Annotated in this window: 14 protein-coding genes and 1 tRNA gene; 6 read left to right on the top strand and 9 right to left on the bottom strand. The window is 58.7% G+C overall.

Going from position 1 to position 13,997, the window contains the following annotated elements:
* Positions 1-4: 4 nt before the first annotated feature.
* Positions 5-769: a class I SAM-dependent methyltransferase gene (locus ACYVHC_RS09910; protein ID WP_460613564.1), complete on the top strand. Its 765-nt coding sequence runs from the start codon at positions 5-7 to the stop codon at positions 767-769.
* On the opposite strand, the gene ACYVHC_RS09905 is transcribed toward ACYVHC_RS09910, so the two are convergent.
* Both ACYVHC_RS09905 and ACYVHC_RS09900 read right to left on the bottom strand, forming a co-directional pair.
* Positions 766-1,674, bottom strand: coding sequence for a histone deacetylase family protein (locus ACYVHC_RS09905; RefSeq protein WP_460613563.1), 909 nt, complete (start codon positions 1,672-1,674; stop codon positions 766-768). The genes ACYVHC_RS09910 and ACYVHC_RS09905 overlap by 4 nt on opposite strands.
* A 111-nt stretch (positions 1,675-1,785) precedes the next feature.
* A tRNA-Val gene (locus tag ACYVHC_RS09900) sits at positions 1,786-1,860 on the bottom strand.
* Between the two features lie 204 nt (positions 1,861-2,064).
* On the opposite strand from ACYVHC_RS09900, the gene ACYVHC_RS09895 reads away from it, so the two are divergent.
* Together ACYVHC_RS09895 and ACYVHC_RS09890 are read left to right on the top strand one after the other, a co-directional pair.
* Entirely contained in the window at positions 2,065-2,775 is a 711-nt protein-coding gene (locus ACYVHC_RS09895; RefSeq protein ID WP_460613562.1) for a porin family protein, read from the top strand.
* 92 nt (positions 2,776-2,867) lie between these two features.
* Entirely contained in the window at positions 2,868-3,389 is a 522-nt protein-coding gene (locus ACYVHC_RS09890) for a DUF6992 family protein (protein WP_460613561.1), read from the top strand.
* 72 nt (positions 3,390-3,461) lie between these two features.
* Here ACYVHC_RS09890 and ACYVHC_RS09885 read toward each other — a convergent pair whose 3' ends face one another.
* From ACYVHC_RS09885 to ACYVHC_RS09865, 5 genes are all read right to left on the bottom strand, one after another.
* A complete protein-coding gene (locus ACYVHC_RS09885; protein ID WP_460613560.1) occupies positions 3,462-3,980 on the bottom strand; it encodes an acyl-CoA thioesterase in 519 nt (172 codons plus the stop codon).
* A gap of 84 nt (positions 3,981-4,064) precedes the next feature.
* Entirely contained in the window at positions 4,065-5,168 is a 1,104-nt protein-coding gene (locus ACYVHC_RS09880; protein WP_460613559.1) for a DUF3616 domain-containing protein, read from the bottom strand.
* Between the two features lie 184 nt (positions 5,169-5,352).
* Positions 5,353-5,769 carry a hypothetical protein gene (locus ACYVHC_RS09875; protein ID WP_460613557.1) on the bottom strand — a complete coding sequence of 139 codons (417 nt, stop codon included), beginning with the start codon at positions 5,767-5,769 and terminating at the stop codon, positions 5,353-5,355.
* A 68-nt stretch (positions 5,770-5,837) separates the two neighbouring features.
* The gene (locus ACYVHC_RS09870) at positions 5,838-7,886 is read right to left on the bottom strand and encodes a GMC family oxidoreductase N-terminal domain-containing protein (protein WP_460613556.1); all 2,049 of its coding nucleotides are present in this window, start codon (positions 7,884-7,886) and stop codon (positions 5,838-5,840) included.
* A 189-nt stretch (positions 7,887-8,075) separates the two neighbouring features.
* Entirely contained in the window at positions 8,076-9,536 is a 1,461-nt protein-coding gene (locus tag ACYVHC_RS09865) for an aldehyde dehydrogenase family protein (RefSeq protein WP_460613555.1), read from the bottom strand.
* 153 nt (positions 9,537-9,689) lie between these two features.
* On the opposite strand from ACYVHC_RS09865, the gene ACYVHC_RS09860 reads away from it, so the two are divergent.
* Entirely contained in the window at positions 9,690-10,145 is a 456-nt protein-coding gene (locus ACYVHC_RS09860) for a DinB family protein (RefSeq protein WP_460613553.1), read from the top strand.
* Between the two features lie 75 nt (positions 10,146-10,220).
* A complete protein-coding gene (bla, locus tag ACYVHC_RS09855; RefSeq protein WP_460613552.1) occupies positions 10,221-11,033 on the top strand; it encodes a subclass B1 metallo-beta-lactamase in 813 nt (270 codons plus the stop codon).
* A 27-nt stretch (positions 11,034-11,060) separates the two neighbouring features.
* On the opposite strand, the gene ACYVHC_RS09850 is transcribed toward bla, so the two are convergent.
* Complete coding sequence (locus tag ACYVHC_RS09850; RefSeq protein WP_460613551.1) at positions 11,061-12,275, bottom strand: tol-pal system protein YbgF; 1,215 nt, start codon at positions 12,273-12,275, stop codon at positions 11,061-11,063.
* 245 nt (positions 12,276-12,520) lie between these two features.
* A complete protein-coding gene (locus ACYVHC_RS09845) occupies positions 12,521-12,931 on the bottom strand; it encodes a hypothetical protein (RefSeq protein ID WP_460613549.1) in 411 nt (136 codons plus the stop codon).
* Positions 12,932-13,070: 139 nt separating this feature from the next.
* On the opposite strand from ACYVHC_RS09845, the gene ACYVHC_RS09840 reads away from it, so the two are divergent.
* Positions 13,071-13,940, top strand: a complete 870-nt coding sequence (locus tag ACYVHC_RS09840; RefSeq protein ID WP_460613547.1) for a helix-turn-helix domain-containing protein — start codon at positions 13,071-13,073, stop codon at positions 13,938-13,940.
* Positions 13,941-13,997: the final 57 nt, after the last annotated feature.

Genomic DNA, 13,997 nt, shown 5'->3' with positions numbered 1-13,997 from the left:
ACCCATGCCTGATTTTCGCGTACGAGCTACGGAGGAAGAGCTGATGGATGACCTGACGCTGGCTTCGGAAGAGCTGCGCCAGAACCTCGATGAGCTGGAAACCATCAATACCTGGCTGGGAGGCTATGCGCCCATATTGCATGCGCTGGAGCAGCTGCGCCCCCGATTCCCAACAATCCGCCCGCTTCGGCTTGCTGACTTAGGGAGCGGCGGCGGTGACACCTTGCGCCAGATTGCCCGCTGGGCCCGCCGCCGGGGGGTAGCCGTGGAGCTTATCGGTATTGATGCCAACCCGTTTATGCTGGAGTATGCTGCCAGCCGTAGCAGTGAGTATCCTGAAATCAGCTTTCAGCAAGCAGATATTTTCTCGCCGGCATTTCAGCAGCAGCCGTTTGACATCCTGACCGCCAGCCTGTTCTGCCACCATTTCCCGGATGAGCAGTTAACTAGGATGTTGCACCACTGGAGCCAGCAGGCGCACGTGGCCGTCATCATCAACGACCTGCACCGACACCCGCTGGCCTACTACAGCATCCGGTGGCTCACGCGCTTGCTAGGTGGCTCGCGCCTAGTGCAGCATGATGCGCCCCTTTCCGTAGCCCGCGCCTTCACCCGCTCCGACTGGCAAGATCTGTTAGCTACTGCCGGTGTGCCGCACTACATGCTGCGCTGGCGCTGGGCCTTTCGGTGGCAGGTAGTGTTAGAGGGCAGTAGTGGGTTGGACGCCTTAACACCCCTAGGTACTGAGACAGCGCAAACCGTTCACTAGCTCCACAAATCGGCGGCGATGCGGAAGGTGTTGACGTGGGCATCTACGATATCCGCGATGCGCGGGGAGTAGCCGCCGCCCATGCACACTACCACGGGCAGGCGGTGGCGGTGGCAGGTTTCAAGCACAAACAGGTCGCGCTGGCGGCAGCCTTCCCGCGTGAGCCCGAGGTGGCCCAGCTTATCGGTGGCCAGCACATCAACGCCGCTGAGGTAAAACATAAAATCGGGCTGGTGCTCTTCCAGCAGGCGCGGCAGCGTGTCGCGGAGCAGAGCTAGGTACGTAGTGTCGTCGGTGCCGTCGGGCAGGGGCAGGTCGAGGTCCGATTGCTCTTTGCGGTGGGGATAGTTGCGGGCGCCGTGCATACTGAAGGTGAATACGCGAGGATCGGCCCCGAAAATACTGGCAGTGCCATTGCCCTGGTGCACATCCAGATCTACGATGAGTACCCGCTGCACCCCTAGCTCCGGCTGGGCCAGCAGGTAAGCCGCCGCGGCGGCTTGGTCATTGAGCAGGCAAAACCCTTCGCCCCGTCTCCGGAAGGCATGGTGCGTACCGCCAGCAATGTTGAGCGCTACTCCGTGCTGAAGGGCCTTTAGGGCGCACTCCAAGGTGCCGCCCAATATGGTGGTTTCGCGCAGTACTAGCTCCTCACTCCACGGAAACCCCGTGGCACGCTCCTCGTGGCGGGTGAGCTGGCCGGCGCAAAGGCGCTGATAATACTCAGGAGCGTGCACCCGGACGATGTCCACCTCGGGTGGCGGTACCGGTTGGAAAAAGGCACTTTCCGGTACAATGCCTTCGCGAAGCAGTTGCTCGGGCAACAGCTCATACTTAAGCATCGGGAAGCGATGGTTGGCGGGCAGCGGGTGGGCGTACAAGGGCGCCCAGGCAATTGAAAGCATAGCGTACGAACCTACGCAGCCGGCGCCAAAACAGCTCAGGAACCAGCTGGCACCTCACAAAAATAACCGCCTTTACAAGCGGTTATCTTCGGATTCGGGCGGTTTTGTAAGTGAGGCGTACTGGGCTCGAACCAGTGACCCCTACCTTGTCGAGGTAGTGCTCTGAACCAACTGAGCTAACACCCCGGACAAAACCATCTGGCGGCGGCCGTAAAGGGCCAAAGATAAAACTTAGCCGGTAAGATGTACAGCCCAGCGCGTATAAAATTCCTGCTTTACCTGCGGTCCTGCTGTAACCTTCTGGGCCGCCGTAAGTATAGCGGCTTACTGATGCTGTTCAAGCTTAAATGCAACCAGCTCTTTCTTCTGACCTACCTCTTCCGCTCCCTTATGAAACAAGTTACCCTCCTGCTGGCTGGCTGCGCGCTGAGTGCCACTGCCTTTGCCCAAACTCCTACTGAAGCTCCCCGTGTAAGCGGCCTGCGCTCCTCCACTGACTACGCGGCCAGCACGGGCAGCGACTCGCGCAACAACGGATTCGGGATTAAAGGCGGCTTCACGGCGGCTCATTTCCGCGGCGACGACAAGAAAAACTACGGCAACGAAGGCACCTTTAACACCTTCCACGCCGGTATCTACTCGCAGTTTGGCTTCAACGATGCCTTCTCGATTCAGCCTGAGCTGCTGTATAGCCGCCAGGGTTTTGAGAGCAGCAGCCCCGCTAACCCTACCCAGAATACCTACACTACTCGCCTCGACTACGTGCAACTGCCAGTGCTGCTGGTGTACAACTTCCTTGATAACGTGAGTGTGCACGTAGGCCCTCAGGTTTCGCTGCTCACCAAAGTAAAGGAGGGCGACCGGGAGCGGAAAATTGCCGACGATAATAACCTCTACGGCTATAGCTACAACAGCCTCGACTATGGCCTGGCGGCTGGGGTAGAAGCCCGCGTAGGACCAGCTCGCGTAGGCGGCCGCTACACCGCTGGCTTTGCCGATATCATTCAGGATCAAAACTTGGCTACCACCGGCAACAAAACCCTGACTAACATCAAGAATGGTGCGTTTCAGGTATATGTGGGCATTGGTATTTCCAACTAATTCCTCAAGCTACGGTTCAAAAAAGGAAGCCTCCTAGGAGGCTTCCTTTTTTTGTGTCTGCTAGCTGGGTTTCTACTACTGTATGTTGTCTTATGCTACTTGATTCTGGTATTGCTACGGCCACAGCTCTGCCCGTCCTGAACCACGCCCGGGAGCTACTGGCCGAGCGCGGCATGGCCGTGCTCGGCACATGGGCGCTGCTCAACCTCGTGATTAGCGGCTACTACGTAGCCCGCACCGATACCCGCACGCAAGCTCACCATTTCCACCTCATGAATGTGGGCTGGAATATGGTAAACGCGCTGCTGGCGGTATGGGGTATTTTGCAGGCGCATCCGCAGCAGGTGGCAGGCCTTACCCTCGCGGAGAGCCTAGCAGCCCAGTTTACCTTCGAGAAGATTTTGCTTTTCAATGCTGGGCTGGATGTGGCCTACCTCTGCGTAGGCAGCTGGCTTCAGGCCCGCGCCGACACGGAAGATGCCAAAAGGCCTGAGCGCCTGGCGGGCTTCGGCCGCTCGTTGTGGCTGCAAGGCGGCTTTTTACTCCTGTTCGACGTGGGGTTCTACCTCGTATACCACGCGCACGCGGCCGCCTTGTTGGCCCTAGTGCCCTAGGCAGTTGGGGTAGGTAAACCGATTTAGATAGTCAGCAGGCCAAGTACCAGCCGGTTTGCGCACTTAGCAGGACTAGTCCTGCTCGTTTCGTTCGCGCTTGAGCTGTTTGCGCAGGTGGCGGACCCGCTCATCAAAGCCGTCGGGGTCGTAGCTGATGTCGTCTACGTCCAGCTCTTCCAGCATATCCATCAGCTCATCGGGGTGCTCGGTGCGGGTGCCGCCGGGCACTTTCACAAAGGCCATTTCTGACCATAGCACTGCTTTCAGCCGCTGTCCGTCTTCGCTGAGCATTTGCATTTCCACTACCAGGTTCGAGTTATCGAAGTGGATAAGCTGGGTGCGGATACGAACTACCTCGGCGTGGTTGGCAGGGCGCAAATAGGCAATATGGTGCTTGGTAATCACCCAGCCTGAGTTAGAGTTGCGGGCCAGCTTGCCCAGGTTCAGGTCGTAGTGCTGAATGGTGTGCTCTTCGCGGGCATTCAGGAAATAATCGAGGTAGCGGGCATTGTTGAGGTGCCCGAGCATATCACAGTCCTGAAACCGGATGCGGTGCGTGGTTTCGGGAACCTGAACCAAAGAAGAAGCCATAACAAAGGGAAATAGTAAGGAGAAGAACCCAAACCACCGGCCGGCCCTAATGTTACGGCCCGGCGGTTTAGCCACCGCAGCACCCTAGCCCGGAAGGCGGACGCTGTCGGCAGTTACCTCGTGCGGCGCGGCTTTGCGGGCATCGGTTGGGCTATCAAATACCAGCAGCACATGGTGCTCATCTAGTAGGGCCATGCCTTCGGCTTTGTCTTGGCCGGAGGTGGGGCCGCTACCGTGGGGCACATCAAAGAGGCGCTGCAGCTTATCGGGCCCGATGAGGCTGTCCTGGGGCAGGCGCAGGGCGTCGGGCCAGCAGTATACGGCAATGGTACCGTCGAGGTCCATGGTAGGGCCAGCCAAGAGCAGCAAGTCGGAGCCCCGCTGGCGCAACTCCCGTACGCCCATGCCACCCAGGGCCAGGAAGTGCTTTTTGTAGTACACCTCCGTGGCGCCATCCAGCTTATCTAAGCGCAAGCGGCCGTGCTTATCTTCGCGGGGAAGCAGTTCCAGCACCATGGCCCAACCGCGGAGAACCGGGCCGCGCAACCCTACAAACAAGCGGCCATCGGGCGCGGCGGCCAAGCCCTCAATATCAAACCCGTTGTCTTTGCCCGGAATCGACAGAAACGGCTTTAGATGCGGATCATCGGCCAGAATATCGAGCAGGTCGTTAGAGTCATCGGTACCGCGGAGCTGGGCCGCATGCAGCGTACGCGTAGGATCAGTGGGGTGCGGGGCCGTTTTATGCAGCTCGTAGTCGCCGGTTTTGGGGTTAAGCAGCAGCGGAATGCGGGCCAGCAAGTAGCGGTTAGGCTCTTCCTTCACTTCTGCTAGCCGGGCAATTTCCTTGTCTACGTCTTTGCTATCGGCGTCGGGCTTTTTGCGCTTGAGGCTATGTGAGCCTACCAGCCAGAGGTAATGCTCGCCCTCCCCCATGCCTTCAATATCAATTTCCTCGGTGCTCTCCGACGGCAAATCCAGAAAGTCGGTCACCTTATAGGAGCAGTGCTGGGCAAACTCATGCGGACCTGTAAGGCGCAGGCGCTCAATGGTCGTGCGCTCGTCGCAGCTCACCCACAGGTTGTCGCCGGTACGCAGCACCGTGGATAGCCCGTCGCGGACGTGCTTGCCAGCCGCGTTTAAGCTGTTTTTAGGATTAAATCGGAGGGTGTAGGGTTGGCGGCGCACAGTGAGGGGAATTAGAGGTCAGGAAGCTTCTGACAAACGCACCCACCTCGCATAAGGTTGAGCCACTGACACTAGGTCAGCAAAAAGCCGCAACCCTGCGCTGGGCAGACTTGCGGCTTTTCGCTGGCTTCGACTGACGTTTAAGAGGTTGAAGCGCCGAAAGCACCTAGCAACTTTGGTCAGGCTACTGGGCTTTGCGGGCCTGCATCTGGGCTTGCACCTGGCGCTGTTTGGCTTTGAGCTGCTTGTACTGGGCCGGTGTAAGAATGGTTTGCAGTTCCTGGTCAGAGGCCAAGTTGATGCGCTTCAATTCGGCTAGCAAGGCCGGACGGTTGGCGCCCAAGCGTTGCTGGGCGGCGTTGGCCTGCTCTACGGTGCTAGTAAACACGGCGCGCACTTTGCGCCGCTGGTCGTTTTCTAGGTTGAGCTCTTCCGTGAGCACATCGGTTAGGTCGCGGGCGGCGGTGGGCGCTACTACGGGAGCCGGAGCAGCAACCGGCTCGGCTTTGGCGGTAGAGTTTTTAGCCTTGTCGCGGCGGGCACAACCCGCCAGCAAGCTAGCCGCCAACAGCAGGGAAAGGGTAAAGCGGGGAGCGTACATAGAAGGGAAAAATAGGGGTGTGGTTCACCTACGCGAAAAATGCACCAACGGCTATGTTTCCCCGCGAATTATCCGGCTACAGCTACTCGGCCCGCCGCTGCTTCCGCTGGCAGACTGGCTTTTAGCTCCTGCGCCATATAATGCGCCAAGGCCATAATAGTGAGCATAGGGTTTACGCCGCTACACGCCGGAAACGCCGACGCATCGGCTACAAACAGGTTTTTTACTTCATAGAGCTCTCCGGAAGGGCTAGTAGGGTGCGTGGCGGCGGTGCCACCCATGCGGCAGGTGCTCATTTGATGGGCGCTGTAGAGTCCGAACTGGTTTGGCTTCCAGCCGAGGTGCGGCAGCCCGTCTAACACTTCCGGGTTCAGCAGCTTGCCGTCCTGGGCTTTTAGGGTTGGCAGCGTACCATGGGGTAGCAGCACCGTGTGGGCGCCGGCTGCCACATGAATTTCGGCAGCCGCCCGCACGCCTTGCAGCAGGTGGTTGCGGTCGAAAGCACTCAGGGTATAATCAATAAGGGGAGCACCGTGGGGGTCGATGGTTACGCGGCCGCCGTCCCGGTCGCGGGTGAGCACAATAAAGGAGCCTAGGTGCGCGGCCTGCTGCATCAGCTCTTTGTGCTGACGGCCGGAGCGCCAGGGCAGTACCATGGACATCAGGCCCGGGTGAGCCGGCGGCGTTTCCAGCTTCACCCCAAAGTTAGAGCCTTCCATGCGGGTAAAGGCATCATTCACCACCGACATCATGGGCCCGTGCCACGGATTAATGGCCTGCGCATACAGCCCTGAAACCGCTACAGTGGGGTGCAAATGCAGGTGTTGCCCAATATGCGGGTGGCGCAAACCGCTCCGGAGCAGCAATGCCGGCGTCTGGATAGAGCCACCGGCTACTACTACCCGCCGGGCCCGCACCGTTACCCGTATCGGGCGGCCATCGGGGGCGGTGTAGACTGCTTCGGCGCCGGTAGCCCGGCCTTGGGCCATGGTTACCCGGCTCACGTGGGTGTTGCACAGCATGCGGGCGCCGTGGTCGAAGGCGGTTTGCAGGTACGTATTAAGGGTACCCTGCTTGATGCCGTGCCGGTCGCCGAAGCCGCTGTAGCCGAGGCCGCAGTAGTGCTGCTCCGAGTCGGTGAGCCCTTTTTCGTTGCGCGGAATCAGCTTTACGTCCTGCCCTAGTTTTCGGGAGCCGTCCCAGAGAGCTTGGTTCTGGCCGTTGTGGCGGGTATAGTCGGTATTGACCCCTAGTACCTCACTAACCGCCGCTAGGCTGCGCTTAAACTCCATTGAGGTAAAATGAGGCACTTCATGCTCGCGGGCCCACTCTTGCAGCACATAGTCAGGTGTCTGGAAAGCCCCAGCCCAGTTTACGGTGGTGCCGCCGCCCAGGCAGGAGCCGGCTAGCAGCGCAATGCCACCATCTTGGGTTGAAAGCGCCCCACGGCCATCATATAGCGCGCCCAGCATCTCTACTTCGCGCTGGCAGAAGTCGGGGCCATGGAAGTAAGGGCCTTTTTCCAGCACTAGCACCTGCTGCCCGGCGGCCGCCAACTCACCTGCCACCACTCCCCCACCGGCGCCGCTGCCAATTACCAGCACGTCGCAGTCGTAATGCACGTCCTGAGCCGGAGTCAGCAGCCGGATGGGCTTTTCCGTTACCACCGACTCATCGACCACCTGCGGACCAGGGTAGCCGATATGCTCCCACACAAAGTTGCCCTGGTCGGGCGTGGAGCCGCCATAGTACAGAAACACAAACAGCTTGCGCAGGGCATGAAAGCCTTTCCGCAGCTGGGGCACGTTGCTGGCGGCCCAGCTTTGCAGCAGCTTTTCGCGCTGCTCAGGGGCTAGGCGCGCAAACGGCCGAAGCGGCCCAAACCACGTGAGACCCAACATAGGAGCATCCAACAGCTTGAGCAACTGCAGAAACTCTTGGCGGGCGGCGGCCGGCTGCGCTTCCAGCACTAGCCCAATCTTCTCTAGATCTACCCCTTCGGAGCCAGCCCGATTCCAATACGCGGTATCGGTTGAAGCCTCGGGCGGGGCTAGTGACGGGATAAAGGTATCGGCAAGGGCGCGCAGGGTGGCGTGTTGAGCAGCAGAGAAGAGCATAACCGGGCAGGAAGTGAAACCGCCGGCTACGTGGGAAACACCGGCGCCCTAAAAGTTCGGCATTTTTTGGCAGAACTACTCGGCTTGCATACAAGTTTTACGGGCACAAACCGGTTACTGCAGCATAGCATCGGTTTGACGATATGCTGAACCTAGTACCCTTCCTCATTCCTCCTGCTAGCTCCTAGCTTACAGCCACTTCACCAGCCAGTTGATGAGCTTCTTTACCTGCGGCGAATACGGCGGATAAATGGGTTTGAGGCCGGTATGGCCCACGCGCTGCTTTAGTACTGATTTCTCGTTGCTGAAGGCCTGAAAACCCGCATAGCCGTGCGCCCGGCCCAGGCCGCTGTTGCCAAACCCGCCAAAGGGCAGCTCTGGGTGGGCCAAGTGCAGAATAGTTTCGTTGACGCAGGCGCCACCGGCCGGCATGTTCTGGAGCAGGTAGCGCTGGTTTTCGGCGCTTTGGCTGAATACGTACAAAGCCAGCGGCCTAGGTCGGGAATTCACCTCATCCACTGCTTCCGCTAGGTTGCGGAACGTACGCACGGGCAGCAACGGCCCGAATATTTCTTCCTGCATCAGGCGGCTATCGGCGGGTACGTTCAGCAGCACCGTGGGCTCTATGAAGCGGTGCGCGGCATCCGTCTGGCCGCCCAACGCCACCGTTGCGCCAGCCGCCCGGGCTTCTTCCAGCATCGATGCTACCCGGCCGAAATGGTGGTCGTTGACGATGCGGGCAAAGGAAGAGGATGCAGCTACGCCCTCGCCTTCAGGGTTATAGAAGCGCTGCACTACGCCTTTTATTTCGGCTACCAGCTCGTCGCGGATGGCTTCGTGCACCAGCAAATAGTCGGGGGCCACGCAGGTTTGGCCAGCATTAATGCCCTTGCCCCACACAATTTTCTCGGCGGCATCGCGCAGGTTGGCGGTTTCATCAATCACGGCCGGGCTTTTGCCGCCCAGCTCCAAAGTCACGCTGGTCAGGTGCTCGGCGGCAGCGCGCATTACCACTTTGCCCACCTGCGGGCTGCCCGTGAAGAAAATATGGTGGAAGGGCAGTGCCAGCAGCGCTGTGGCCACGTCTTTGTCGCCTTCTACCACCGTTACCTCGGCGGGGTCAAACAGCTCACGGCACATGCGGCTGAGCAGGGCCGCTACCGTGGGTGTCATTTCCGAGGGCTTGATAATGCAGCAGTTGCCGGCCGCCAGCGCCGATACCAGCGGATCAAGAGCCAAATAAAACGGATAATTCCAAGGCGCGATAATCAGGCACACCCCTTTGGGCTCATGCTGCACCCAGCCGCGCGTACCTACCAGCGACATGGGCGTACCCACCCGGCGGGGCTGGGTCCACTGCTTCAGATGGCGCAATGTGTGCTTTATCTCGGTTTGCGTGGGCCAGATTTCGGTTACGTCGGTTTCCGCAACCGGCTTCCGGAAATCGGCGAACAGGGCCTGCTCAATGGCGGCGCGGTTTTCAGTTACCCAAGCAGCCAAGGCGCGCAAACGGCGGGCCCGGCTTTCTACCGGCTCGCGGCGCAAGGCTTCGGAGCGGGCTAGCTGGCTAGCAAACAGCTTGGCAACTGAGGAAGGCTCCTGGGCTACTGCAGTGGCGCCCGACGATGGTAAAACGGTTGGTGTAGACATGGCAAAGGGAAGTAGCGGCTGATAAAGAAACGCAGATTAATTACGCGGAGCCCGCCAGAGTTCCAACGACATACCCACATCTTTGTGGAAATGTTTGACTAGGGTGCTCGCCGCAACAAACCGCCCGGCTAGCCTATTTTATATCCGTTTGTTATGCAACAGGTCTGTCATCGTCTTCAGGAGCTGCTGGAACTACTCAATGCGCGCCTGCCAGCTTTTTCAGAAGTGGAGCTGGAAATGCAGCACGCCCCCGGCAAATGGTCGCGCAAACAGATTCTAGGGCACTTAATAGATTCGGCAGCCAACAACCACCGGCGCTTTATTCTGGCTAGCACCCGGCCCGAGCCGCTGGTCATCATCCCGTACGACCAGGATGAATGGGTGCGCCTGGCCAATTACCAGCACACGCCGGCCACCGATTTGCTGAGCCTCTGGACCTGCTATAACCGGCAGCTGATCCGCATCATTCTACAATTACCCGCAGCAGCCCTGCACCATCCCTGCGAGTTCGATAACGGCTATAGCGTTACGCTGGGCTGGCTGATAGAGGATTACGTGATGCACCTGGAGCAGCATGTGCAGCAGATCCTGGGGCGCACACCTAGGTAGTTGCTACAGATAAGGCACTTTTATTGTACAGAGCGGCGTTAGCAAATCTTGGCTTTCCAATTTTTTACGCTTTCTGTGCCGTTACCTTTCTCGCTTACCCGCTTTTTCGCCCCTGTTGCCTGCACGCTCACGCTGAGTTTCTCACTGCCTTCTTCCACGCAAGCCACCGCCCCGCCGGCTCTGGAAACACCTTCCCGTATTCGGGTGCGCCCCGTGGCTCCTAATGTGTTTGTACACACCTCGTACGGGCGGTATCCCGGTAAGGCGGGCCTTACTGCTTCCAATGGCCTAGTGGTACGCACCGCGCAGGGCGTAGTGCTGATTGATACCGCCTGGGACCCGGAACAAACGGAACAGCTACTGCGCTGGGTAACTGACAGCCTACATGAGCGGGTTCGGCTGGCCGTCATCACTCACGCCCACGATGACCGAACGGGTGGCCTAGCGGTGCTGCAAGCGCACCGAATTAAAGTATATAGCACCCCGCTTACGGCGCAGCGCTACCTAGCCAAGCATCCGCAGCAGGCAGCGCCCACCCCGGCACTTAAGCGCTATACGCTCATTCGAGCGGGCCGCACCCGCGTGGAGCTGTTTTTCCCCGGGGCCGGGCACTCCGCTGATAATATGGTGGCCTGGCTGCCCAAGCAAAAGCTCTTGTTTGGCGGTGAGCTTGTCCGGGAGCAAGCAGCTACTAATTTGGGCCCGCTCGAGGATGCGAACCTGAAACAATGGCCCCTTGCGTTGCGCACCCTAGCCACCCGCTACCCCAAAGCCCGAATCGTTATACCAGGTCACGGCCAGTGGGGCAACCCCGAGCTGCTGGTGCACACCCACACACTACTACGCCAAGAAAGTCGGCGCCAGCCCCAAACGGCCCTCAACGAATAACCCTAGCCCTGCTGAGCGGCTGAACCGTTACTTGCGCTGCTTCTGCTTCTTGAGGTACGCAGTGGCCTCGTTGTGGGCTTCTGATTTGCGCTCGGCTTTTTTCTGCACCTCTTTGTAGTTACGCACGGCGGTAGCAATGTCCTTTTCCTTGTCGGCTATGCGGGCAATGTTCAGCAGGGCATAGAGGTAAAAGCCTTGCTTGGTGTCGTTGGTGCTTTCGGCAAACACCACGCAGCGCTGGTAGTACTCTTTGGCCCTTTTCAGGTCTTTGTACTGGTTTTGCATCAGGCTTCCGAGGAAGAACGTGGCGTAGCGCCCGCTAATGGCCTCGTAGCCCGGCAGGCCCCGGTTCAGCTTGTCCAGAATGTCCCGGCTTACCCGCTCGCACTCGTTCAGGTCGCCAATCTGGTAGCTCATTAGGGCATAAAAGCGCTGGAAGTAGCCGTTATCGGGGTAGGTTGTGGCCATAACGCGGGCTAGTGGCAACGCTTCCTCGGGCTTATTCTCCTGGTTTTGCAGGATTTTCATCAAGAACACCTTGGCCTCCGGAGCGGTGTAAAACCCGTTCGCCGAAACACTGCGTAGCTGAGCTAGCCCTAGGTTTTTGTTGCCTTTCGGGAAGAACAGCAGCACCGGCCGCAGCAAGGGGTAGTTATCGGAAATCCAGGGCGCGTAGTAGTTAATCAGGGCTTGGCCGAATAGGAACTCGGGGCTGAGGCCGTTGGCTTCCTTACTTTTTTCGAGGTAGGCCAGGGAATTTTTGCTGGAGAAGGTAGCCTTACGCCAGTTGTGCCGCTCGGAGTGCAGGCGCGCCGAAAATCCGTAGGCCGCCGACAGGAAAAAGCAGGCTTCGTAATTCTTATTGTCGCGGGCGTAGAGGGCCTCGCCCTTGGTAATGGCCGTGTCCATGTAGGCCAGAAACGTTTTGTCGTAGCGCTCCTCGGTAATGTTAGAAGGCATCAGTTTCCACCAGGTAGTAAGACCTAGCAGGAAGTACGGCATGGGGTGCTGCGGGTAGCGGCGGCGCAGGCTACGGAATTGTCGCTCGGCACGGTCGTGCTTGAAGTTATAGATGTTCTGCACGGCCCCTTCGAGCTCCGTCTGAATATCCTTGTCCAGCAGCAGCCACCCAGAAATATCAACGGCCGCGGGAGCTACGTCGACGTTGGAAAGGGTAATCTGGCGGGCTGAGCGGGAAGTATCAGGCTGCTGTGCCTTGGCCCCGAAGGAGAACAACAGCAAGCAAGCAAGCAAATAAAGGCGCATAGAGGACAATTGGAACCCTAAGTATAGGGGAAAAAGGTCGGAAGCCGAGCTATGGCAACGGGCCAAGCGGCCCTTTCATACGTACAGAAACAAAAAAAAGAGGCTGAAGCTCCCACAGCCTCAACCTCTTTTGCGTTTACCGGACACCAAAGGCAGCCCGGGAAACGGCCAGCGGCTAAAATTCCCACCCAAAGCCGCTGGATGTCTGTACTAAAAACAGCCTAGCGGCTGCCTTCTTCTGGCTGGTGCATATGCAGCCAGCTATATGCGTTATACTGGCCGGGCGTCAGGATGCGCCCCAGGGCCAGCGAATATTCCTTTTCAATTGCTACCACCGAGGAGACCGGCAGGAGCCGCTCGTCGGAGTTGGTGGCCACCATGGCCGCCCGGTTGGCTGAGGCCGGCAACGTGCTAAGCTGCTGCAGATATTTCCGGGTGCTTTTTGCTACGGCGCGCTGCTGCTGGCGGTTAAGCTGCAAAGCTTGCGTGAGGTAGCCCGTTAGGCGCTCAGTGCGTAGTTTTACTGATTCAGGCGAGGCAGCTACCGGTTGCGCGGCCTGCGCAAAACGAGAACCTACTACCAAAAGCAGCAACATGGCCAGCGTTAATAGGCAGGTATGGAATGTCTTCATTCGGGTAGCTCGATTTGATATTGCAATTTCGGATTAAAATAGCCTAGGCGGCTACTGCCTTGTTCGCCAATTACGGTGTCATATTGACCAAAACTGTTAACTTCACGTTCCCACCTAGCCATTCTGGCATTATTGAACTGTGAAGCTACAATTTGAGCCCATCCACCCCACCGTCGACAGCTCATTTACTTTGCTCCATTATACTGAGGTAGGCAAGGCAGAGTTGCTTTGGCACTATCATCCGGAGTACGAGCTGGTTTACATTCCGAAAGGCCACGGCCGACGCCATATTGGGCAGCACATCTCCCGGTTTGAGGAAGGTGAGCTGGCTCTTATAGGGCCCGACCTGCCGCACCTGACGTTTAGTTACGGCCACCCGGCGGGTACGCCCTTCGAGGAAATTGTGGTGCAGCTGCGCGGCGATTTTCTAGGTCCTGATTTCTGGGAGAAGTCGGAAATGGCTTCTATCCGGCAGCTGCTGGCTCGCTCCCACGAGGGTCTTTCGTTTGGCGGCAATACGCGCGCTACCGTGGGGCCGGCCCTGCGCCAGTTGCTGAACGCGCCGCCCTTTATGCGCCTGCTGCTGCTGCTGCAGGTGCTGCAAGATTTGGCCCAGGCTCCCGCCGAAGATTGTATCCCGCTGCATGCCGGCAACGGCGGGCAAGGGCTAAGCGGCAAAGAGCAGCAGCGCCTAAGCCGGGTGTATCAGTTTGTGGAGCAGAACTACCAGCGCACTACCCTCTCGGTGCAGGAAGTGGCCGATGTAGCCCACCTCTCAGTGCCCGCGTTCTGCCGCTACTTCAAGAAGATGACGCGCCACACGCTCACCGATTTCCTGCAGGAATACCGCGTGGGCCAAGCCTGCCGCCTCCTGCTCGATGACGACCTGGCCGTAACGGAAGTGTGCTACTCGTGTGGGTTCAACAACCTCTCACACTTCAACAAAACCTTCCGCAAATACACCGGCCAAAGCCCTACTGAATATCGTCGTCAGCGCATGGGCAAGTAACTAGGCCCGAACTGCGGCTGAAGTGCTGGAATCCTGGTGCGGTAACCGGCCCCTGGG

This window comes from Hymenobacter seoulensis (assembly GCF_054780535.1).
The sequence above is the reverse complement of the archived record's forward strand: the minus strand, read 5'-3'. Positions and strand labels throughout refer to the sequence as shown.